Consider the following 22,784-nt stretch of genomic DNA (forward strand, 5'->3'; position numbering starts at 1 on the left):
GCGATAATAACATGAAGAACAATGAACGATGGGTTATTGCTACTATCCTTTTTGTAATAGCAGTACTGGCATCCATAGATATTTATAATGACTATTTTGAAGGAGTGGCACTGTGGCATATTTCGATTGAAGCTATCGCAGGATTTGTTGCGCTGGCAGGAGTTTTTTATTTAGTTCGAGGGCGATTCAGGTTGCAGCACTCATTAGTCAGAGAGCAACAATTTTCGAAGGTTCTGCAAGCCGAGGCTGAAAAATGGAAACAGGTGTCCAAAAAATATGTGAAGGGACTGAGCGTCGAAATAGAAAATCAGCTGGATTGCTGGGGCTTGACGAAGGCTGAAAAGGAGATCACTTTTCTGTTGTTGAAAGGATTAAGCAACAAAGAAATTGCCGAGGTCAGAGGGACCAGCGCCCAAACTGTCAGAAGCCAGACGAATGCCATCTATTCCAAGTCAGGACTTTCGGGACGTTCAGAACTCTCTGCTTTCTTTCTTGAAGATTTATTGCCTCCTCAAAAACAGGAAACAAAGTTAGAAGGTTAAATTTATAACAGCGTCAAACTATGTCTGACAAAAGAGAAACTCCGCTCACTAGCCTGTCCTTAGAGGGACATCACTGCACCGTTGACCTGCGCTTGGCAAAGCTAGGGATGGTTCCGTTTTTTCAAGATTTATCTGAAGAACAGCTCCGCAAAGTAAATAAAAAATTTACGGCTAATCACTATTCCAAAGGAGAAACGATTTACAGGCAGGGTGATTCTGCAACCATGCTTCGGGTTGTCGTTGCGGGAAATGTAAAATTAGCAGCTCACACCCTGGAAGGAGAAAGTGTACTGTTGGATATGCTGCAACCGGGCGATTTTTTCGGAAATCCCATGGCCGGCAGCAAGGATATCTATGATGAAACAGCAGAAAATCAAACATCCACTTGTATCCTTTCGATCAGGATTAGTGATTTTAAAGAAGTCATGAGCCGGTATCCCTCGGTTGCTATGTCGGTTTTAGATATCATGGCTGACCGCCTTAATGAATCAAGGCAAAGGATACAGCATCTGACCACTTTGCCGGTAAAAAAAAGGTTGGCTCATATCCTTGTAACACTGGGCAATAAATTTGGTGAAAAGCACAGTCGAGGATTGCTTATACAACTCCCGCTTTCACGCAAAGATCTGGCTAACATGGCCGGTACATCTGCGGAAACCACCAGCAGGATTATGAGTCAATTCCAAGAGGATGGTCTCATTACTTCCGGTCGCCAGTGGGTTGCGATCAATGACAAACCGAAACTGCTGCATATTTCGGTTAAAGATTGATCTCTCCCTATGCATTTATTGCTTCCATAAGCTGCCTTTCATTTAACCCCTTTCCTTTCTATAAAATTTATTTGCACTAACTTGATCCAGCTCATTTTAGTGCTATTAGCCGCCTGTTACCTTTTGATTGAATCAAAAAGACAAACCACACAAAAGGTACTCATTATGACATACTTGCAATCACATATAAAAACCACATTAGCTTCAATATTCGCGTTAGTATTTATGCTTGGCTTTGTATCAACCAGTCAGGCACACTGCGATCGGGTGAACGGTCCCGTGGCGACCGATGCCCGAAAGGCCCTTGAAACCGGCGATATCTCTCATGCGCTCATTTGGGTAACAGATCAGCAAGCCGAGGAGCTCAAATCCACATTTGAGCAGAGCCTGAACATTTATACCAAGGGTAATGAATCACAAAAACTTGCCGAACGCTATTTTATGAGTGAGACGGTACGACTGCACCGCGAGGCAGAAGGGATGCCCTTTACCGGTCTAAAACCCGCTCAACAAAGCTCGAAAGATATTCGGATAGCCGAACAAGCACTTGCCTCAGGCGAACTGGCCCCTGTTACCGACATGCTGGCGAACGAAATCCAGAAGAAAGCCTCGGAACTTTATTCCAAAGCTATGGAAGCCAAAAACAATAAGGATAACAACGTTGAAGCCGGCCGCGAGTGGGTTGACGCTTATGTACGGTATATTGTATATGTCCACAAACTGTATCAAAACATACAGGCCGGTCCACCCCACGGCGTCGGAGAGTAAACCATATTGCCAGAGACCTGTCAGGTTTAGATCCCCTGGCAGGTACTCACCAACAGGCAAACAAATCAAAAATTAAAGACAAAGTTTATATGACTACAACAAAAACAATATTGCGAAGTGATGAACTAAGTTGCCCTACATGCGTAGATAATATTGAATCCAATTTGAATAACACGGAGGGTGTATCCGCAGCCAAGGTTCATTTCAATACCGGACGCATAGAGGTAGAACATGATCCTGAAACTGTATCCGATGAGAACCTGGTTAAAATCATCGCCAAGTCAGGATACGAAGCGAGAGTCTCTCAGTTTTAAATCCACAAGATTATGAAGTCACTGCAAATGCTATTGCGTAATGCAACAACACGGAAGAAAGCACTACTGATCGTCAGCGGCCTGCTCATCACTACCGGGTGGGTCGTTAATTTCTTTTGGATCTCGGCTTGGTCATTTAACACCTTGATGCTTCTAGCAACACTGACGGCCGGATTTGAAATCGTCCGCCGGGCCTGGCAGGGATTGCGGAACCTTCATACTAATATTGAGCTACTGGTAACCATTGCTGCAACAGGTGGCCTTGCCATTGGTGTGTACTGGGAAGCGTCGGCCGTAACATTTCTATTTTTGCTCGGAGGGTGGCTGGAAGCAAGGACCATGAGCAAAACCCGAGATACCCTAAAAGAGCTCATCAATATGGCACCGGAAACAGCGATCGTCGTAAAAGATGGTGAGCGAAGAGAAATTCCGGCCCGACAAGTGAAACAAGGAATGCAGGTGCTGGTTAAGCCCGGATCAAAAATTCCGGTGGACGGTATAGTGGAGTCCGGCACTACTTCGATAGACGAAAGCGCGATTACCGGAGAGCCCATACCGGCTGAGAAGCAAAGCGGATCAGAAGTGTATACGGGAACAATCAATAAAAACGGCCGTATTTACGTGCGTGCGTCCAAGTCAGGTGCCGACACCACGCTGGCCAAAATCATACAACGCGTCGAGGAAGCCCAAGAAGAAAAGGCTCCTACGCAGCGTTTCATCGAACGATTTGCAAGCTGGTACACGCCCGGTATAGTGGGATTAAGCATCGCCTCCTACCTGTTTACGTGGAACTTGGAGATGGCCTTAACATTATTGGTGATCGGATGCCCGGGAGCACTTGTGATATCAACCCCAATTTCTGTCATAACGGGTATCGGTAATGCAGCAAAAAAAGGAATTCTTATCAAAGGTGGTCAATACCTAGAAAATGCTGGGAAAGTTACGGCCATTACCTTGGATAAAACCGGTACATTGACAGCGGGTAAACCGAGTATCACCGAGATCATTCACTTTTCAAAGGCAACCACTTTTGCCGGGGTTGATCAGGAGGAAGAATTTGAGGAAGTACATACGGTTTCTTTGTCTGATCAAAATAGGGAATCACTCCCATCGGAAGGGGAAAAACTTCTTTATTGGGCTTCTGTAGCCGAATCGGTCTCTGAACATCCGTTGGCGGAGGCTATTCTGGCCGAAGAACAATCAAACCGTATCCCGGAGCCCGACCAATTTGAATCACATACCGGGCTTGGAATTGAGGCTATATTGGGTAATAATCATATTTATGTAGGAAAAGCCGAGTTTCTGCAGCAACAGGGAATATCCATTAGAGAAGGCATTAATAAGAAAATTCAGAATCTGACCAACCAAGGACGTTCGGTTGTGTTGGTAGCACGTAACAACGAACTTCTTGGAGCAATTGGGATAGCCGATCAAATGCGCCCGGATGCCCCAAAAATGATATCAAAATTCCGTGAAAATAGCATTGAACGCATCGCGATGCTTACCGGTGATGCCCTGGCCGCGGCTGAAGCCATTGCCGAAGCGGCAGGGATCACGGAGGTGCATGCAGGCATCCTGCCGGAAGACAAAAACGATATCATCCTTGAAATGCAAGAGCAAGGTCACCAAGTAGCGATGATCGGCGACGGCATCAACGATGCTCCCGCCCTTGCCTCAGCCGACATCGGCATTGCCATGGGGGCAGCTGGCACCGATGTAGCGATAGAAACAGCCGATATTGCTCTAATGTCCGACGACCTGATGAATATTCCAGAGGCACTCCGGCTGTCATCAAAAACACTAAGTAATATTCGCCAGAATGTAGTGATTGCACTGGTGACAGTCACGGCCCTATTAACTGGGGTATTTACCGATTCCGTTCATATGGCAAGCGGAATGCTCGTTCATGAACTATCTGTAATGGCGGTAATCCTTAATGGCATGAGGCTAAGATGGATTTAATCGGTAAATTAAGTGACCTCAACAAATCATAAAATAGTATTATTCTCTAGTTAGCCAGATTACTCAAAACGAAACTCCCATCTGTTCCGATTTAAGCAAAAGAATTTTCGTATAAGGTTGAAAAAAATCCAAAATAATTTAATTACTAAATGCATTGGAGATGATGCATGACTTTTTCGGGAAAGGTTTTCCCATCCTTCCTCTTCGGTACCACAAATAGTACTACATGAAATTCCAAAATTGTGACCCATTTCACGCAGAAGAATATTTCGTACTGGCTTCGGATCACAATAAGATAAAATTGTGGCTCATTTGAAAGGAAATGCTGATATATCCACTGTTACTATTGTTGAAAGATTTTTACATAGATTGGCATTATAATTTCGGGAAATGAATTTCTGTAAGCGCCTTTAGCTCAATTGGATAGATCGTTTGGCTTCGACCAAAAGGGTGGGTGTTGGAGTCTTCCCAGGCGTACTCAAGTAAAGTGTCCGCAACTTCTTGGCGAGCACTTTCTATTTTAGTTTCATTTTATCCTAACTAGGAAGGCCATCTTCTTTTAGAACCTTCTTGGCTCAACAATGTCTGAGCCGGTCACACAAGTAGTACGACATCAAATAATAAATTTACAACAGAAAACTATTATACCTGGCTTTCTGTAATCTAATCGTTTCAAATCATTCTCAGCAGTCAGTCTTCCCATAATATTGTCCAGCCTTAGTCTCACTCAATCCAAATATTTCTAAGCCTAGACTACTCCATAACCTTTAAACCAGTGGGTCTGGGCTTATGAAGTACTATAGCTAATCCACACTTTCTACATATTTGTTTAGTAACTTATGGGCTGATACTTAATAAGTCATAGGACAATGCGTGCATTGATCGTCGAAGATGAACCATTACTGAATGAAGAGCTGGAAGAGCATCTGCTGGAGGAGCAGTTCAGCGTTGACTGTTCCGAAACACTGCAGGAAGCCCGTGACCTGGTAGCGGGTGACGAGTATGATTTGGTACTACTTGATCTGGGGCTCCCCGACGGCAACGGACTGGAGCTGCTGAAGATGATCAAGAAGTATTATGATGAAACGGCTGTGGTTATTCTTACTGCCCGTGGTGAAGTTGAAGACAAAGTGAAAGGACTGGAATTGGGCAGCGATGATTACCTGGCCAAGCCTTTTGCTATGGCTGAGCTGCGCGCCCGTATTCATGCGGTTTTGCGCCGGCGGTTTAAAATCAATGAAAATGAAATTGAGGTGGAAAAGCTGCTTCTTAATCTCAATCATATGGAAGTGCGGTATGACGATCATAAGCTTGAGCTGACAGAGACGGAATATAAAATCTTGCGTTACCTCGCTTTGAATAAGAATAAAACGATTACCCGCATTGCCTTGGCCGAGCATATCTGGGGCAGTAAAATTGATGATCGATTTTCGCTGGATTTTATCAATTCGCATATGAAAAACTTGAGAAAAAAGCTCTCACAAGCTGAAGCACCGGACTTGATCGAAACAGTGTATGGCGTGGGATATAAGTTGGGGGTTCATGAATCTCAACAATAAGATACTGCTTAGCAACTTGGTCCTCTCCGTAATTATTTTCCTTCTTACCAGCGTTGGTATGTATTACCTGGTAAACGATACGGTGTACGATGAGCTGGATAACCATCTGCTACAGCACAAAATTGACCTTATGAATCAGGCAGAGGGGGATCCGGCAAGCCTTGATCAAATAAAGAATCTGGGAGGACTGGGTTCGTACGAGTGGATCGATATTTATCCCTATGGAGGGGATGTAAAACTTAACACCAATGAGTTTGCCACCATAGATACGGTACGGAATCCGAATGAGGTGGGGCCAGAGTCTTATCGCAGGCTGGCCACGACTATATCGGTTAACGATCGTTTTTACACAGTGAAAATTTATGAGGAGGTAGCGGCCTGGCAAAACATCAGTATGACGATACTGATAAGTGTACTTGCAGGCTTGTTGATATGGATTCTACTGCTATACCTGGTCAACCAGATGGTATTTGACCGTATCTTAACGCCTTTTTATGATACTGTGGATATTCTGGAAACCATTTCTGATCCTACTGATTTTGATGAGCGATTTCCGAGTTCCACCACTTATGAAGTGCAGGTATTGAATGATGCCCTAAATACAATGATGGACCAGATACGGTCTTCATTTGAGGAACAGAAAAAGTTTATCCAGAATGCCTCACACGAGTTACTAACCCCCTTGTCAATAATCCGACAAAAGGCCGAGAAAATTTTATCTAACTCGGATAAATGTGATCCGCAGACACTAAAAGCAGCCAGTGAAATCCAGCAAACTGCCGTTCGATTGAGTCGTCTCAGTAATGCGCTGTTGATGATCAGCAGGATAGAAAACAAACAATACGAACTTGATGAACAGGTGAATATTAATGCAGTAACTGAAGAGGTACTCGAAGAGCTGGGTGACTTTATCGGATTGAAGAAGATCACGGTTCAGAAAGACTTTAATACTCAGATTGCTGTAAAGGGGAATAAAGAGCTAATTCAGTCGGCCATTTATAATATTATACAGAATGCGGTGAAGTTTTCTCCTGAGCAATCGACCATTACCATTCGTACAAAAGGTGGGCAAGAGCATGAATCATTATCAATCATTGATGAGGGGCCCGGAATACCAGAAGAGCTCAAAGAATCGTTGTTTGACCGATTTAAAAAGGGACAGAATATTTCCAATAAATTAGGTAACAACAATGGGACCGGACTGGGCTTGTCGCTTGTAAAGAGCATTTGCAAGCTCCACGGTTTTGGCTATCTGGCCGAAAAAAAGAATGGTTCCGGTGCTAAAATTAGCCTCCATTTCTGAATCCATATTCTCTACAGATTTCCTTTATAGATTTTGACTGTAACAAAACTATGCGCTATTGCGCGGTAACGGTCAAAATAAGCGAAATGATTTTTTCTGTAGTTTTAGCACTCCTGATCTCATTTCAAATAGCCCCGTCGGATACAACTGATCTTAATAGCTTAAGCGTCGATAAAGCCCTTGAGATCGCCTACCAGCACAATCCCAAAATCAATCAGCTCAAAAATCGGATTGTCGCTCAGCGACAACAACAGCCGTTGAGTTTGGGTATCAGTAATCCGGAAGTAACCTACGCTAAAGAAGGTATTGGACAGAGATCATTTGCCGAGCAACGGTGGGTTGTCTCGCAGTCACTGGACTTTCCGCTTACCGGTTATTACAACTTCAAAAGTGAAGATGCCAATACCAGTGCCATGGAATTAGAGCTGCAGGCAATGAGGCTTCAGCTTAAAGCTGATGTAAAGTCGGCCTATACCCAACTGGCTTATGCAATCGAATCGAGTCACCTGGCACGTGAACGTGTAGATTTATTCAAGAGCATGAGAAATGCAGCACGGTCTCGGGCCGATCTCGGGGAATCATCCGAAATTGACGCGATGCAGGCCGACCTTCAGCTGACTGAAGCTCAAAACAGCATGCAGAAATCCTACCAAGATATCATGGACGCGCGCTATAACCTTTTTGAGACCATTGGGCTTGATGAGGAAGAACAGACCTACGAAATCAGTTTTCCGGATACACTACAATATGTAGCAGTGAACATCAACCAGGATGAGGTATTACAACAGTTGCAGCAGCATCCCCAACTCCAGAAGATCAGCAAAGATCAGCTGGCAGCATCTTATCAGACGAAGGTGGCTAAGAGCGGATATCTGCCAGATATCAACCTGAAATATTACCGGCAGGATTTTGGTGATGGATTTGATTTCAATGCTTTTGAAGTGGGAGTAAGCATCCCATTATGGTTTGGAATTAACCAATCGAACAAGGTTCAACAGTCCAAAGCACAGTACCGCGTACAGGAGTGGCGCTTTCAGGAGGAACAGTTGTCAATCAAGAAACAAGCTGAGCAGGCCTGGCATGGATACGAGACCACGCAGGCCAACATAAAACGCTTCCGAGAATCCATACAAGAACAGTCTAAAGAGCTTGTAACCATGACACAAAAGGGCTATCGGCTTGGAGAGCTGGATCTACTGACGCTGCTTGAAGCTCAGCGGACCTATCTGCGAACCCAGCAGATTTATTATGAAACGCTAAGGGATTATTACCTGCGGATTATTGAGCTCGAACAGTACCTACAATCTGATATCATATTCGAATAATAACACAGTCGATTTATTATGAATGTTCTGTCAAACCGATTTAAATACTCATCATTTTCTTCTCCTATACTGGTTGTCGGATTGATGCTTTTTATGAGCAGTTGTGGTTCCGAGACTGCGGAAGAGGCAATCCAAACCGATCCGGGAACACCCCCCTCATTGTCAGGAAAACAAACCGAACAGGTGGTTCGATTAACTGAGCAACAAGCAAAGGATCTGAATATTCAGCTTTATACTGTCAAGACCGAACAGGTCAGTTTTGATATCAATGCTCCTGGGCAAGTTTATGCAGCCCCGGAAGGCATTTCGGTGGTTAGTTCCCCTATCAATGGACGGGTGTCAAAAATTTATGCGCACGAAGGAGAGCGGGTCCAGAAAGGTGATCCCCTGCTAGATCTGGAAAGTCTGGAGTATGCAAACTTGGTGGGTTACTACCTTGAAGCTACGGCTGAGATTACCTATCAGCAACAGCAGGTAGAGCGGCTAAAAGTACTCACCGAAGAAAAAATCAGTCCCCAGCGTGCACTTGAACGGGCACAAGCCGATCTGCGACGCGCAAAAACTAAACAGAATGCTTCGCTAGCGCGACTGCGCGCAGTGGGTATTACACCCAAAGAAGTACAGGAGTGGGATCCTTTTATGTCTGAACCCAAAGCAGAATTGACCATTTATGCCCCTATTTCGGGTGTATTGAACCAGCACCTGATTGACCTGGGCGAATCGGTTAATTCTTATGACAAACTGCTGGATATCATCGACAATACCGAAGTACTTGTGCGTGGCTTTGTGTCACCGGCCGATGCTCCTTTTGTACAAGGGGGAACATCGGTTGTGATCACCGAAAAGACCGAAGATGGGGCTCCACAGGGCAAGCGTATTGAAGGAGAAGTAACTTCCGTAAATCCCGCCCTCGATGAAGAAAATCGGTCCATCGTGCTCAACAGCATTGTTCCCACCGAAAATGGCTGGCCCATTGTGGGGCAGAGCGTGCGGATGAAATACGCTGCCCAACCGCTGGATTCAACCTTCACCATTCCATTATCAGCTATTCAGTTCGAAGCGCAGGATGCAGCGGTTTTTGTACAGCAAGGTCCTAGGGAATATGTGAAACGAGTAGTACAGGTTGAACGAATGACCGAGGATCGTGCGGTGATTAGTGCAGGTCTGGAACCGGGTGAAAAGATTGCCATTACCCAGGTATTCAGCCTGAAAGCACTGGAGCGTTTTGAACAATTTGCCGACTAACTAATAGCTATATCTGCCATGTTAAAGAGCATTATTGATTTTAGTCTGAAGCAGAAATTTGTAGCACTGTCGCTGGTGGTATTAATGGCGGCCGGTGGTATTTTTTCGCTAACTGATATTCCAATAAATTCTCAGCCTGATGTAACCCCGGTGCAGGTTCTGGTTATTACCAAAGCAGGCCAGTATTCTCCCTATGACGTAGAGCGTTTGGTGAGTTATCCCATCGAAACCTCGATGAACGGATTGCCGAATGTGAAGGAGGTGCGATCGATTTCTCAGTTTGGACTCTCGGCGGTAACGGTGCTCTTTGAAGAGGGTACAGATATCTACTTTGCACGCCAGCAGGTGAGTCAGCGCGTACAGAGTATAGCCGAGGAGCTGCCGGAAGGCGTCTCTACTCCCAACCTGGGCCCCATTTCTACAGCGATGGGTGAAATTGTACAGTATGTGGTTCGCGGAAAGAACCACTCACTGACTGAGCTTCGTACTATACAGGACTGGCTTATTGCTCCCCAGCTTAAAACGGTAGAGGGAGTGACAGAAATTAACTCCTTCGGTGGCTTCGTCAAACAGTTTGAGGTAGCCGTCAATCCCGATAAGCTTCGAAATTTTGGGATTGGGCTGAAGGATTTAACTGATGCCATCAAAAATAATAATAGCGTTTCCGGAGGGAATTACCTTGAGCATAACCGAGAGCAGTACATTGTTCGGGGTTTTGGTCAGATTTCAGACACCAAGAATATCGAGAATATTATAGTAAAACGGATTGAGGATCGCCCGGTCTACGTCAAAGATGTGGCGGATGTGAGCATCGGTCGGCAGCTGCGTCAAGGTGCTGTAACAAAAGACGGTGACGGTGAGATTGTTACCGGCATTGTGATGATGCTCAGGGGTGCCAATGGCCGCGAAGTCATTCAGCGGATGGATGAGAAAATAGCGGAGGTGAACCAAAGCCTGCCTGAAGGAGTAACGATTGAAAAATTTTACGATCAGTCCGACCTGATTGATCGTACCACCGATACCATTGTCACCAACCTAGTGGAAGGAGGGTTTTTTGTCATTGCCGTGCTGCTGTTGTTACTCGGTGAAATTACGGGAGCAATTATTGTGGCAGCCGTAATTCCGTTGTCGATGCTGTTTGCCTTCATCGGTATGGACCAGCTGGGGTTGGCAGCCAACCTGATGAGCCTGGGAGCTATCGACTTTGGGATGGTCGTGGACGGCTCGGTTGTGATGGTGGAGAATATTGTAGAGAAACTGAACAGCGATAAATCGAAGAAATCAAAGCTGGTGATCATCCGGGAGGCCGCCCACGAAGTGGCCCGTCCCATTTTCTTTGGCGTATTAATTATTCTGATGGTGTACGTGCCGGTGATGACCTTCTCCGGTATGGAGGGGATTTTATATCGCCCCATGGCCATAACGGTCGGTGCGGCTGTCTTCGGATCCCTTATTTTAGCACTGGTATACGTGCCTGCTATCTCGGCCCTGGTGTTTCGCAACGGCGTTAAAACGCGCAAAAACTATGTCACCAACTGGCTGAAACCCCGCTATGAAAACTTTCTTGAAAAGAGCCTGGATAAAAAAGTGGTCACCATTGGCACGGCGGTGGTGGTCTTTGGAATCTCAATGGCACTTATGCCGTTTCTGGGTACGCAGTTTTTACCCGAACTTGACGAGGGGTCAATCCTGATTGAGCAGGTGCGTATGCCATCGGTCACACTCGATGAATCAGTACAGAACGCCAACTGGCTAGGCGGCAAGCTCACAGATAACATCCCGGAAATTAAGACCGTGGTTCCCAAAACGGGTCGCTCCGATCTTGCCAACGACTGGATGGGGGTTCACCAGACGGATGTCTGGGTGATTTTGCATCCCCGGGAACAGTGGCGTGAGGGGATGAGCAAAGAAGACATTATCGATGACATCAGGCCCTACCTGGAAACGGAGCCCGGCCTCTCCTACAACTTTACCCAGCCTATTGCCATGCGTGTGGATGAACTAACCAGCGGCGTGAAATCGGATATTGCAGTCAAGGTGTTTGGCGAAGAGCTGGATACCCTGAACGCTGTGGGACGTAGAATTTCCGGCATTCTCAATGATCTGGAAGGGACCGACAACTTCCTGCTGGAGCAAAGCAGCGGTCAGCCGTATTATAATATCCAGATTGATCGCGAAGCAGTAGCCTCGTACGGGCTCAATGTAAATGATGTACAGAATGTAATTGAAACCGGCATTGGCGGAAGTGAGGCCGGTCAAATTTTTGAAGGTCAGCGAAGGTTTAATATCAACGTAAGGCTACCCGAAAATTTGCGGAGTGACTTCCAGGACATCATGGATGTGCCGCTACAGCTGCCTAACGGAGGATATATCCCACTCAAAGAAGTGGCCGAAATTTATGCCGAGGAGGGACCGCGTCAGATTTCCCGCGAAAATGGCTGGCGGCGTGCCATATTGGGAATCAATATATCGGGAATAGATGTGGGCAGCTATGTCTCCAACCTTCGCGAGGCGATTAATGAAAAAGTGGATATTCCGGCCGGATATTTTATTCAGTATGGCGGATCCTTTGAAGATCAACAGCGCGCAATGAATCACCTGCTGATTGTAGTACCCATTTCGTTACTGATTATTATTGGGCTACTCTATATGATGTTTGGCAAACTACGCTTTACGATGCTGATATTTTTGAATCTCCCGCTGGCGCTCTCCGGGGGGATTTTCATCCTGTGGCTACGCGGGCTGTATCTGTCCGTCTCGGCCAGCATTGGCTTTGTTGCGCTGTTTGGGGTAGCAGTACTCAACGGTATTGTACTGGTTGCCCATCTCAATGACATGCGCAAAGAGGGTGCTGGTTTGCGTACAGCAGTTATTAAGGGAGCCAGTGACCGATTGCGACCGGTATTGATGACGGCCCTGGTAGCCAGCCTTGGATTCATTCCAATGGCATTTAATGTCGGGCCTGGCTCAGAAGTCCAGCGCCCGCTCGCCTCGGTGGTTATAGGTGGATTGGTAACAGCAACATTGCTTACTCTGCTGGTTCTTCCAACAATCTATCACTGGATGGAGAAAGGGAAAGAGCTAGTTATCAAAAATGATGCATTTTAATCAAATATAAGGTGAGGTATCTGTTATGAACGATGCATATTTACATTTGGTCATCAACCATTTCCCTATTTTCAGTATGCTCTTTGGGCTGGTTATTCTGGGATGGGGAATATTGAAAAAACAGGAGTCAATCCAGAAAATTGCAATGGTACTGCTTGTTCTCGGTGCCATTACGAGCTATATAGCAATCGAAACCGGCGAAGGAGCCGAAGAAATTGTCGAAGATTATGTAGCTACCATATCCCATGATGCCATTCACAATCACGAAGAAGCGGCCGAGGTGGCCATGTGGCTTTCAATGGTAACCGGCGGGCTTGCGTTGATAAATTTAGTTGTTGTGAATTATAATATCCGCTATAAAAATGTTCTGATAGGCATTCTGTTGGTTGCGACTACGGCTTCTCTAGGCGCACTTATATATACTGCCTATCAAGGAGGAAAAATTCGTCATCCCGAGGCACATGACACCATTAAAATTGAACAATCAATTGAAGACTCTGAAATCGACAATTAATTTAGTTATTCAACATTGAATAAATTATGAAGTCCTTAACTCATAATTTCAATTTCTTATAAAAAGAGCAATACCTATATATTTGCTATAATTAGAAAAAGAAACTTAATCTCCCCGTGAGGCACGAAACAGATCTGCACAGTGCGTAAACTGATCTGCCGATCCTACCATTACCAAACGATCTCCGGGTTGTACTTTAAAATCTCCCGCCGGATTCCCTATCATTCGACCATCCCTGCGTATGGTCAATACCGTTAAGTTATATTTATTTCGCAGTTGTAGTTCCTGAAGTGTTTTGCCGACTACCGAAGCCCCTTCGCGAACAGCCACTGCGCGAGTATGTAACCCCTCTTCATCTAATCCCTGTAATACCATCAAATGTGCCTCTTGCACGCTGCCCCGCAGTATTTCATAATCGTCGGCACGCAATGTTCGTATGTGGTCTTCAATTTCATCCTGCGGTATCATATACGCACCTAACACTTGAGAAAAAATACGAACGGTGGTTTCCATTTCTTCGGGGATGACAATATCGGCGCCCATCTCCTCAAGTTGCCCAACCTCAGAGAGATAACGGGTGCGCACAATAAGCTGCAGCGTAGGATTTTTATGCCGAGCAACCTTAACAATACGCCGGCTGGCAGAAGGATCGTTCGTAGCAATAACGCATAACTTTGCTTTTGAGATCCCCGCCCTATCAAGAATATGACCACGACTCGCATCTCCATAAATGGCAGGTATATCATTCTGGTGCATTTCTTTAACCGATTCGGGATTCATCTCGATAATCATATACGGAATACCAGTATTGTGCAGTACTTGCTCCAGATGCCGCCCGGCGGGACCATACCCCACAATGATGACATGATCCTCAAAGTCAAGATGCTCGTCAGCCCCTAACTTACCCGTATCTTGTCCCAGTTTTTTTAGCGGGGTCTTAGCCAACAGACTACCAAGCCCGGGGCCCGACTCCAATAAAAATGGAGTTAAGATCATCAGCAAAACCGAAACGGCGATAAACGTTTGGGACCCAATTTCTCCCACTCCTGCAGGAGTAATGCCCGCCATTCGTCCAGCACGTTCCAATACAAAAGAAAATTCACCTATTTGTGCCAGGGCGAGTCCTGCGGCAGCGGCAATACGAACCGGATAACCGAGTATAATCAAACTAGTGGAGGTGACAAGCAGCTTAAGTAGAATTACCACCGCGGCTGTACCCAATAATAGTAAAGGGTGCTCAATAACATATTGTAAATCCAATAACATTCCGACTGAAACAAAGAATACGGCATTAAATATCGTACGGAGTGGTAAAATTTCGCTCAATGCTTGCTCGCTGAAATGACTTTCACTAACAACTAATCCGGCCATAAAAGCCCCTAGTGCAAGACTCACATTAGCCATACTGGTAAGTGCAGCCGTCCCAAAGCAGATCGCTACTACCGTAAGAAGGAACAGTTCCTGCCTTCGTGTTTGAGCCACTTTCTCCAAGATCCACGGTACAATGCGTCGGGCCAGAATAATGACACCGGTAATCAGCAAGACCGCCTTACCCAGTATCCAAACTACATCAATAGCAGATTTTGACTGACCAGCCAAGATGGGAACCAATAGTACCATCACAATAATAGCCAGATCCTGGAAAATAAGTACAGCCAGCGAAAGCTGACCAACCGGAGTGTCGGTTTCACCACGTTGTGTAAATAAGCCTAACACAATGGCTGTACTACTGAGTGCTACTAAAAAACCTGTATAAATAGCCGTATCCAAAGACACTCCAAAGGCAGCAAGAAAACCTACTACGGCAAAAGTAGTTACTGTCACTTGTAGACCGCCGCCAACCAAAATCGCTTTTCTGATGCGATTTAGCTTTTCCAGACTAAATTCGATACCGATTGTAAACAGCAGAAGGATAACCCCGATCTCGGCCAGCATATCAACCAGCCCTTGTTCATACACCAGTCCCAATGCATTAGGTCCAATAATTACGCCTGCAATCAGAAAGCCGACAATAGGAACCAATTTTAGGCGATAACAAAGATAAGCGATAACAACACTTACTAAGAATAACGCGACGAGTTCATTTAAAAAGGGAAGTGCTACCGATAAAACCATTTTGAAAACTTAAATTTTTAAAAGATACCTTAAAACATTGAACCTTTATGTTTCTAACTAGAAACATACTGCATCTTGTTTTTTCTTTACTGACAAATGGAACACGCTCTTGTTGTACTCTTTTTATCTAAATAGATAAGATAATTTTCAGACACTCATATAGTTTTGACAATGGTATCACTCAGAACGGTTTAGAGAATGAATCGCACGTCCCACACTGACAAACGAAATACCTTGGTTTTGGGCAGTGCTGATCATAACCGCTTCAAAAATTGGTTTATTTACATCTTTTTTTGCCTCCCAAATAATCAAAAAGTTAGCTCCAACACCACCTCGTAAGTCTTTTTCTTCAACCACAAAAGATGTTGAGGACAAGGGATTTATTATTCGAGGCTCCTCAAGGTATTTATGAATCAAATTCCCATCCGAATCATAATAATACACCTTGCTGATAGTAAGAGAGGAATTCAAATCCGTATTTCGAATGCTTAGGGTGGCTGTTAGATTAAATGTTCTACTCCGGTTTCGCTGATATATGTGAGAGTATACCGGCACATAAACCGTACCACCCAAAAGGGCATCAGAACTGTATGAAATAAATTGTTTAAGTGAATCGATGAAAACTGAGTCTGTCTGAGCCCTTGACATGTCCGGCTTGTCGGTTTCACCACATGACAGAAAGAAAACAGCGAATCCCAAGACCAGACTGATACTTTTTATTTTATCTATCCCAAATATTTTATCCATAAATTTTCTCTTTCTTATCAAGTTACAAAAAATATCCTACCATTCATCTAAAACAACAATCAATTTATAATCTTACCATTAAAATCGGATACAACTATTACTTATACAGCATTTGATTCTTAAATATGAAGTGAATGTATAGAATTGCGAATTAACATCGAGGCATCAAAATAACAACATCTTGTACTTTTCAACCAGCGAAAAATGTTACCATCTTATAAACTGCTAGGTAGGGTGAAACCTGTAAACGAAAGAGTATCTCGTTGGCTGATACAGTTACAGAGCGATAAATGAGAAGAATTATAGAAAGGAAATACTTATCCCGTACTCCTTTTACCAGGCCGAACTATTTAAGACGTACTCAGATGTAAGATGATCAAAACTCTCCTGCAATAGGCTATTATCTTATACTTCCTTGGCAAGCTCCAGTTGTTGGCTAGGAAAATAGATCTCTACCTCTTTCGTATATGTAGCTTCTTTAAACTGAGGTATTACTATCAACTCGTACCACTTTAAAAACTCTTTCGCAGAAATGGGGTCCATGCTGCTCCAACTGTCGATATCCACAGCAATAACATTCAAACCGTCCACATCTCTTTTCTTTAGATAGGTCACTACATCTCGATAGTCACCCTGACACAGAGGTCGATTTATATTTTCATCGTCACTAATAACTTCAAATCGTAATTTCATTAGGTCCCGCTTGGTAGGCATAGCGCTTTCACTCATGGTAGTCAGTCTCATTTTTAAAAAAAAGCAGTAGAATATACCGTTATTATTTCAATAAAGACAGGTTATCCAACGCACGAAAATTCTAAATATGATTATTTTTTTCAGAACAACATGTAAGACCCTTGAAAAAGCGAATCCTTACAATTTAATTTTTTCTCTCTGAGAATATGCCTAATAGAGCAGTTTCACAATAAAAAACTGGATATGTACTCGTAAAAAGGAGGATATTAATTACTTCAAGTGCTATTTGGGAAGGCCTTTTTACGTAGCCAAATTTGCTCTTGCATCTTCCTCGCGCCGAGCCTCTTCTTTGGAGATATCTTCTAAAGACATTCCTTTGGTTTCATTTACAAAAACTTTAACAAAGAAATAGGCTATTACCCCAAAAAGGGCATAGATACCGTATGATATCCCAAGCCCCAGGGTTGAGAGCATAACAGGGAAACTCATTGTAATAATGAAATTAGCTCCCCATTGAGCCATCCCACATAAGGCAAGAGCCGCTCCCCGATAATGATTGGGAAACATCTCTCCGAGCATCACCCACATCACTGGCCCCCATGAGAAGGCGAAAAAAGCGATATATGCATTTGCTGCTAACAGTGCTAATACCCCTTGTGTAGAATTCAGTACGAGTGCATCAGCACTACTGCTGGGGGCAGCACTGAAAATGTAAGCCAAGACTCCTAACATCACAGCCTGCCCCAGTGCACCTACCAACAATAACGGTTTACGGCCTACTTTATCAATCAGCATAATAGCTACAAAAGTGAAAAATATATTAACACTCCCGCTAATCACGTTTTGCAGCAGGGCATCAGCTTCTGTAAAACCGGCTGATTTCCAGAGTGTGGCCCCATAATAGAAAATGACATTAATACCGGTAAACTGCTGTAATACAGCCAGCCCAAGTCCCACCCAAACCAACAGATGCACCTTGCCCGTATAGCGACTAATAATATTGCCCAATTTGGGTTTCATCCCGTCTTCTAGGGTAGATTTTATCTCAGCAACTTTGGCTTTGATATCAGCCAGAGGAGAGATCTTTTCCAATATCCGACTGGCTTTCTCATCTTTTCCAGCCGCCACCAGGTAACGGGGCGACTCAGGGATGGCAAGCAGCGAAATAAGAAATACAGAGGCGGGAACAATTTCAGCCCAGAACATCCATTGCCAAGTTTCAAATCCTCCCCACAATAGTTCTGAAGCCCCACCTGACATTCCGGCCAGCCAGTAATTACTCATAAATGCCATAAATAGTCCTACTACAATCATCAGCTGCTGCATGGTAGCCAGGCGACCCCGAATTTTTGATGGGGCAATCTCACTAATATAGGCGGGCGCCAAAATGCTGGCTGCACCCATGGCCATACCCCCTACAATACGATAGATAACAAATTCCAAAGACCCGCCCGACATACCCGATCCCCAGGCACTTATGATAAATGCTACAGCCGTTGATATCATAATGGGCTTCCGACCAAATTTATCAGCCAAATTTCCGGCAAAGAAAGCCCCTACCATACTACCTAACAAGACTGAAGCCACATTAAAACCGGTTCCTACAGAATCTGACCCAAATGCTAACTGAAGGGCGTCTACCGTTCCGTTAATAACACCACTGTCGAATCCAAAAAGAAAGCCACCTAAGGCAGCGGCTAATGACATTAGGAAAACCCGGCTTAAGTTATAGTCTTTCCCCATTGAACAATCACTGTCTGTAGTTAATATTGAAGATGTAAGGAATCAGTTCTTAATTTTTATAAACACGGATATAGTCTACTTCCATCCGGGCTTTGCTGATATTAGGATCAATACCGTTTTTTAAGCCATCAGTTTCATACTGCGGATCACTTCCCCAATTTCCACCCATAGCTATATTCATGATAATGAAGAATTCATCATTATATGGCCAGGTTTGATCATCCTTTATGGAAGGGGAATAACTGTAGAACTCTTCACCGTCAATTTTAAATGTCATTTTCTTTGAAGTCCACTCAACTTCGTAAATATGGAAGGCACTATTAAAATCATTCACCGCTTTTTCTCCCGTATTTTGGGTATTGCCATGACTTGAGGGCGTATGGAGAGCACTGTGCACTACCCCCGGATCTTTCCCAACGTGTTCCATAATATCTATCTCTCCGCAGGCCGGCCATCCCACTTCTGTAATATCAGCACCCAACATCCAGATGGCAGGCCAGGTTCCCGAACCTTTAGGCAATTTTGCCCGTGCCTTAACAGTAACATGTTCAAATGTTTTTAACTCCTGCGTTTTAATACGAGCTGACGTCCAGTCACCGTTTTCTTTCAACGCTTCAATAATAAGCTTCCCGTCTTCAAGACGTACATTTTTAGACTGATCAGTATAATATTGTACTTCGTTATTTCCCCATCCGCTACTACCATGCCCAATATCATATGTCCAATAATTACTATTGGGCGTTGTTCCGGTATTAAACTCATCCGACCAGATTAATTCCCCACTTTGGGTAGAGTCGCCTGGGGGTACCTCTTCATCGTAATCAAAACTATTTCCGGGATTATCAGATGCACAAAAGGTAACAGTAGCCAGCAGTAATAGAACAGTTAAAAAGTGTTTCAAAATTATAGTCATTTAACAATTGGGACCTGTCACAGGTTCTAATAACACATTATAAAAAAAGGTGGCGGGAAAGCACGAACCACCTTCCCACCACAAATAGTTACTCGATTAACTGAAAATCATCTATGAAAAAGAGTCCTGGCATAGAGTGCCCCTCTCCCCCAAGTTGAATAACGATACGGTCAAAGTCTTCTCGATCACTAACACTACTGAAATCGAATTCTAACTCTACCCACGTATCCGTGTCTGCTACCTGTTTTATCACCGTTTCTTGTGTTTGCCATGCATTACCGCCCAGCCCCGTAGCACCGGAAACATTATGTAATTTTACCTCTACCTGCATATCCAACGATTTATTGGGCGCCCAGTCAGGAGCATTCGGATCCTCCGTTACATAATCATTATATGATGGGAAATATGCTTTTAATTTGACAGTGCTTCGCTCATTGAGATTCAATTCATAACCCAGATCTATATAAACGTTATCCCATTGTGCTTCGCCCTTTTTATATTTAGCAACTTTAGCAGAGGTATTCACGCCTACGGGCGCAGGGTTATCATATCCTTCAACAAAATTTGCTATCTGATCTTTCGTCCAATTTACGTTTCCTTCCTCATCAAAATTATCCGTCAATTCTTCAGATTTATAAGGCAATGGTTCTATCGGGTGTTCATACCCTTCTGTAATCAAACTATGGTACCAAGAAAAACCATTCTTAGTATCTTCATACCTGATCTTCATCGTATTCTCTGTTAACTCCAGTATTTGGTATGTTTGTGTTCCAGCATAGAAACCTATAAATGTAGGACTAGATACTTTTAGTGTTAGATCACCATTCGCTGCCTCTATGAGGTTAAATGTTTGATCAGCCGGAGCAGTCCAGGGTGCCATCAGATCAGCACCGGAGGGGGGTACTGTAGTATTCTCAAACTCATCACCATACGCCGAATTTAAAAACACATCTCCATTAGTTTCCATCTCATAGGAGAATCCCTCCAACTTGAATGTGTAACGGTCATTATAAAGACCTGAATTAGCTTTAGCTTCTGGGGCTGCCTGCCACCATTGTGGTGCAAAATGATCTATTGAACCAAGCCCCATATGGCCAAACTGAGTACTGTCAACAACCCAAGTCTTACCATTTGTGGCATCTATTCCCCCGGTAAGCATATTCAAGTTGGGGTCATCAAGCATTGCATAATTGGTCTGCGCAATTTCAACCTTTTTAGTATTCAAAGCCTGACCCGCCTCAGTAAAGGCCGTAAGTGTTACGGTATATTCCCCTTTTAACGGAAATTCTCCCTGCACTTCTTTTCCCTCTGCTGTTGATCCATTTCCAAAATCCCAGAGAAATTTAAAGCCTTCTGTAGTACTGGTGAAGGTTACAACATTAGGATTTTCAGAATTAGGTGTAGATTCAAAAGTAACATCCTCTGACTTCGGAGCGTTTCCCAAATCCGGGGCTGAGGTCACCTGTGGCTCACATGCTGACACCAATAGTAACAGCACCGGAATGATCCAGTAAAGTTTATCTTGTTTGATCATAGTATTCCTCATTTAGTTCTTTTATTTAATTTCGTTATCGGTAGACTGTTACTAGTAACCGTCATTCTGGTCTAGCTTTCCATTGGAAATATCAATCTCACTTTGGGGGATAGGGAAAAAGCCCTTTCGAGACTTGTCATATTTGACAACAAAGTGCTTTTCATCGCCAACATATCCATCTTTTTTCCCAGAGACACTGATGTGTTGTGCAGCAACATCTTCTCCTCGCCGCTGCAGATCCCAATATCGCTGACCCTCCAGCGCCAGTTCCAGGCGTCGTTCTTTGTAGATATTTTCGAGAGTTGCAGTAACTGATCCCATACCTACTCTGTTTCGAACCTCGTCGAGATATCCCTGGGCCTTTCCATTATTGCCAGCCTTCACATGAAGCTCTGCAGCCATCAAAAGCACATCGGCATATCGAATCACCCGATAATTGTTCCCCCAGTTTAACTCTAGCTGACCGTTTCCTTCCTCACGAGCATACGATTTGTGAGTAGTATACTTCTGAGTGAAATTACCGGTGTGTTGATAACCAACTGTTAACCCTTCATTCAGCTCATCTTCAAAAAGTACCGTTGCTTCTAAACGCGGATCCGAAGAATCAAATGCATCAATCAGTTCTTGGGTGACCGGAGAAAAGCTCCAACCAAGCAAGTAATCTTCTTGACCAGGTTGCTTAACACGAGGCCCCTGCATCTGGGGAGCCATATTTCCTTCTCCACCCTGTATATACCCCCAGTCCCACCAAGGACGTGAATCCGAATAGGAGATCTCGAAAACCGACTCAATACTAAATTCAGATTCTGGCTTAAACAGGTCTTCGTAATTATTCATCAGATCATGACCACTATTCGTAATCACATCTTCAATTGCCTGGATAGCTTTTGTTCGGTCCACCGACTGATCACCAGCAGGCAAATCGCTTCCATATACCCCTTTATAAAATAAATATACCCGAGTTAATAATGACTGTCCTGCCCACTTTGTTACACGCCCCTTTGTGCTAACACTTTCTGGAAGATTCGGAATTGCCTCCAAAAGATCTTTCCCAATTTGGCTATATACATCAGCAGGTGCAGCCTGAGGCTGATTAAATTTACTCGGATCTTCTAAAGGTTCTGTTATAAGAGGCACATTCTCATAAAATCGAACTAGGTCGAAATAATAATAGGCTCGTAAAAACTTGGCTTCTGCTGTTGTTCGCTCTATAAAAGTTGTATCAGCAGTAATATTAGGGATCTGCTGCAAAAATTTATTAGCCCTGTAGATTCCCGTATAATATTTTTGCCATAATCCGTGTACCTCCCCGTTAGTAGTCCGAATATTATGTTTATCTACTTCAATAATATTGGGGGCATCACTACTGCTTGCCCCTCCCGCAAAGGCATCATCTGATGCTATATCGGATAACATCTCTGGCACATGGAATCCGTTAACTGTATTCCATTGCAGTACATCATATATTGCAACCAGTGCTTCCTGAGCATCACTCTCCGTTTCATAAAAGTTTGATTCAACACGTTGATCAAGAGGTTGTTCTGACAAAAAGTTGTCACACCCAGCCATCATCAAGAGTATTGTCACAACTAGGGTAGCTCGTATTATATTTAGATTATTCATAATCAT

At 44.0% G+C, this 22,784-nt stretch carries 18 protein-coding genes; 11 read left to right on the plus strand and 7 right to left on the minus strand.

Features of this window, described 5'->3' with window-relative positions:
• Positions 1–11: 11 nt before the first annotated feature.
• The 11 genes from FCN14_RS08925 (at position 12) to FCN14_RS08980 (ending at position 13,410) form a co-directional block, all read left to right on the plus strand.
• Entirely contained in the window at positions 12–542 is a 531-nt protein-coding gene (locus FCN14_RS08925; RefSeq protein ID WP_138430933.1) for a helix-turn-helix transcriptional regulator, read from the plus strand.
• Between the two features lie 20 nt (positions 543–562).
• Entirely contained in the window at positions 563–1,312 is a 750-nt protein-coding gene (locus tag FCN14_RS08930) for a Crp/Fnr family transcriptional regulator (protein WP_138430934.1), read from the plus strand.
• Between the two features lie 165 nt (positions 1,313–1,477).
• Entirely contained in the window at positions 1,478–2,080 is a 603-nt protein-coding gene (locus FCN14_RS08935) for a DUF6448 family protein (RefSeq protein ID WP_138430935.1), read from the plus strand.
• 89 nt (positions 2,081–2,169) lie between these two features.
• Positions 2,170–2,394, plus strand: coding sequence for a heavy-metal-associated domain-containing protein (locus tag FCN14_RS08940; protein ID WP_138430936.1), 225 nt, complete (start codon positions 2,170–2,172; stop codon positions 2,392–2,394).
• Between the two features lie 12 nt (positions 2,395–2,406).
• A complete protein-coding gene (locus FCN14_RS08945; protein WP_138430937.1) occupies positions 2,407–4,356 on the plus strand; it encodes a heavy metal translocating P-type ATPase in 1,950 nt (649 codons plus the stop codon).
• Positions 4,357–5,225: 869 nt separating this feature from the next.
• Positions 5,226–5,915 (plus strand): response regulator transcription factor, encoded by a 690-nt coding sequence (locus FCN14_RS08955; protein WP_138430938.1) that lies wholly within the window; start codon positions 5,226–5,228, stop codon positions 5,913–5,915.
• Entirely contained in the window at positions 5,872–7,218 is a 1,347-nt protein-coding gene (locus FCN14_RS08960) for a HAMP domain-containing sensor histidine kinase (protein WP_138430939.1), read from the plus strand. Before FCN14_RS08955 ends, FCN14_RS08960 begins: the two co-directional genes overlap by 44 nt.
• Before the next feature lie 50 nt (positions 7,219–7,268).
• On the plus strand, positions 7,269–8,543 hold the full coding sequence (locus FCN14_RS08965) for a TolC family protein (protein WP_138430940.1): 1,275 nt from the start codon (positions 7,269–7,271) through the stop codon (positions 8,541–8,543).
• A gap of 18 nt (positions 8,544–8,561) precedes the next feature.
• Complete coding sequence (locus FCN14_RS08970; RefSeq protein ID WP_138430941.1) at positions 8,562–9,788, plus strand: efflux RND transporter periplasmic adaptor subunit; 1,227 nt, start codon at positions 8,562–8,564, stop codon at positions 9,786–9,788.
• Between the two features lie 18 nt (positions 9,789–9,806).
• Complete coding sequence (locus FCN14_RS08975; RefSeq protein WP_138430942.1) at positions 9,807–12,896, plus strand: efflux RND transporter permease subunit; 3,090 nt, start codon at positions 9,807–9,809, stop codon at positions 12,894–12,896.
• Positions 12,897–12,921: 25 nt separating this feature from the next.
• Entirely contained in the window at positions 12,922–13,410 is a 489-nt protein-coding gene (locus tag FCN14_RS08980) for a hypothetical protein (RefSeq protein WP_138430943.1), read from the plus strand.
• Positions 13,411–13,515: 105 nt separating this feature from the next.
• On the opposite strand, the gene FCN14_RS08985 is transcribed toward FCN14_RS08980, so the two are convergent.
• The 7 genes from FCN14_RS08985 to FCN14_RS09015 all read right to left on the minus strand — a co-directional run bounded on the left by FCN14_RS08985 (position 13,516) and on the right by FCN14_RS09015 (position 22,778).
• Positions 13,516–15,525 carry a monovalent cation:proton antiporter family protein gene (locus FCN14_RS08985; RefSeq protein WP_138430944.1) on the minus strand — a complete coding sequence of 670 codons (2,010 nt, stop codon included), beginning with the start codon at positions 15,523–15,525 and terminating at the stop codon, positions 13,516–13,518.
• 177 nt (positions 15,526–15,702) lie between these two features.
• On the minus strand, positions 15,703–16,272 hold the full coding sequence (locus FCN14_RS08990) for a DUF3124 domain-containing protein (RefSeq protein WP_138430945.1): 570 nt from the start codon (positions 16,270–16,272) through the stop codon (positions 15,703–15,705).
• Between the two features lie 405 nt (positions 16,273–16,677).
• On the minus strand, positions 16,678–17,001 hold the full coding sequence (locus FCN14_RS08995; RefSeq protein WP_138430946.1) for a hypothetical protein: 324 nt from the start codon (positions 16,999–17,001) through the stop codon (positions 16,678–16,680).
• Positions 17,002–17,265: 264 nt separating this feature from the next.
• Complete coding sequence (locus FCN14_RS09000; RefSeq protein WP_138430947.1) at positions 17,266–18,708, minus strand: sugar porter family MFS transporter; 1,443 nt, start codon at positions 18,706–18,708, stop codon at positions 17,266–17,268.
• 49 nt (positions 18,709–18,757) lie between these two features.
• Positions 18,758–19,609, minus strand: coding sequence for a glycoside hydrolase family 16 protein (locus FCN14_RS09005; protein ID WP_171032866.1), 852 nt, complete (start codon positions 19,607–19,609; stop codon positions 18,758–18,760).
• 100 nt (positions 19,610–19,709) lie between these two features.
• A complete protein-coding gene (locus FCN14_RS09010) occupies positions 19,710–21,155 on the minus strand; it encodes a PKD domain-containing protein (protein ID WP_171032867.1) in 1,446 nt (481 codons plus the stop codon).
• Between the two features lie 51 nt (positions 21,156–21,206).
• On the minus strand, positions 21,207–22,778 hold the full coding sequence (locus FCN14_RS09015) for a RagB/SusD family nutrient uptake outer membrane protein (protein WP_171032868.1): 1,572 nt from the start codon (positions 22,776–22,778) through the stop codon (positions 21,207–21,209).
• Between the last annotated feature and the right edge of the window lie 6 nt (positions 22,779–22,784).

Origin of the sequence: Fodinibius saliphilus (assembly GCF_005869845.1) — a bacterium.
GTDB classification, from domain to species: Bacteria; Bacteroidota; Rhodothermia; order Balneolales; family Balneolaceae; genus Fodinibius; species Fodinibius saliphilus.

Excerpts from the sequence above, each read along its gene's own strand:
- FCN14_RS08980 (WP_138430943.1), top strand. The coding sequence starts at position 12,922 with ATGAACGATGCATATTTACATTTGGTCATCAACCATTTCCCTATTTTC.
- FCN14_RS08940 (WP_138430936.1), top strand. The coding sequence starts at position 2,170 with ATGACTACAACAAAAACAATATTGCGAAGTGATGAACTAAGTTGCCCT.
- FCN14_RS08995 (WP_138430946.1), bottom strand. The coding sequence starts at position 17,001 with ATGAGTGAAAGCGCTATGCCTACCAAGCGGGACCTAATGAAATTACGA.
- FCN14_RS08930 (WP_138430934.1), top strand. The coding sequence starts at position 563 with ATGTCTGACAAAAGAGAAACTCCGCTCACTAGCCTGTCCTTAGAGGGA.
- FCN14_RS08925 (WP_138430933.1), top strand. The coding sequence starts at position 12 with ATGAAGAACAATGAACGATGGGTTATTGCTACTATCCTTTTTGTAATA.
- FCN14_RS08960 (WP_138430939.1), top strand. The coding sequence starts at position 5,872 with ATGGCGTGGGATATAAGTTGGGGGTTCATGAATCTCAACAATAAGATA.
- FCN14_RS08955 (WP_138430938.1), top strand. The coding sequence starts at position 5,226 with ATGCGTGCATTGATCGTCGAAGATGAACCATTACTGAATGAAGAGCTG.
- FCN14_RS08935 (WP_138430935.1), top strand. The coding sequence starts at position 1,478 with ATGACATACTTGCAATCACATATAAAAACCACATTAGCTTCAATATTC.
- FCN14_RS08945 (WP_138430937.1), top strand. The coding sequence starts at position 2,407 with ATGAAGTCACTGCAAATGCTATTGCGTAATGCAACAACACGGAAGAAA.
- FCN14_RS09000 (WP_138430947.1), bottom strand. The coding sequence starts at position 18,708 with ATGGGGAAAGACTATAACTTAAGCCGGGTTTTCCTAATGTCATTAGCC.
- FCN14_RS09015 (WP_171032868.1), bottom strand. The coding sequence starts at position 22,778 with ATGAATAATCTAAATATAATACGAGCTACCCTAGTTGTGACAATACTC.
- FCN14_RS08965 (WP_138430940.1), top strand. The coding sequence starts at position 7,269 with ATGCGCTATTGCGCGGTAACGGTCAAAATAAGCGAAATGATTTTTTCT.
- FCN14_RS09010 (WP_171032867.1), bottom strand. The coding sequence starts at position 21,155 with ATGATCAAACAAGATAAACTTTACTGGATCATTCCGGTGCTGTTACTA.
- FCN14_RS08985 (WP_138430944.1), bottom strand. The coding sequence starts at position 15,525 with ATGGTTTTATCGGTAGCACTTCCCTTTTTAAATGAACTCGTCGCGTTA.
- FCN14_RS08970 (WP_138430941.1), top strand. The coding sequence starts at position 8,562 with ATGAATGTTCTGTCAAACCGATTTAAATACTCATCATTTTCTTCTCCT.
- FCN14_RS08975 (WP_138430942.1), top strand. The coding sequence starts at position 9,807 with ATGTTAAAGAGCATTATTGATTTTAGTCTGAAGCAGAAATTTGTAGCA.
- FCN14_RS08990 (WP_138430945.1), bottom strand. The coding sequence starts at position 16,272 with ATGGATAAAATATTTGGGATAGATAAAATAAAAAGTATCAGTCTGGTC.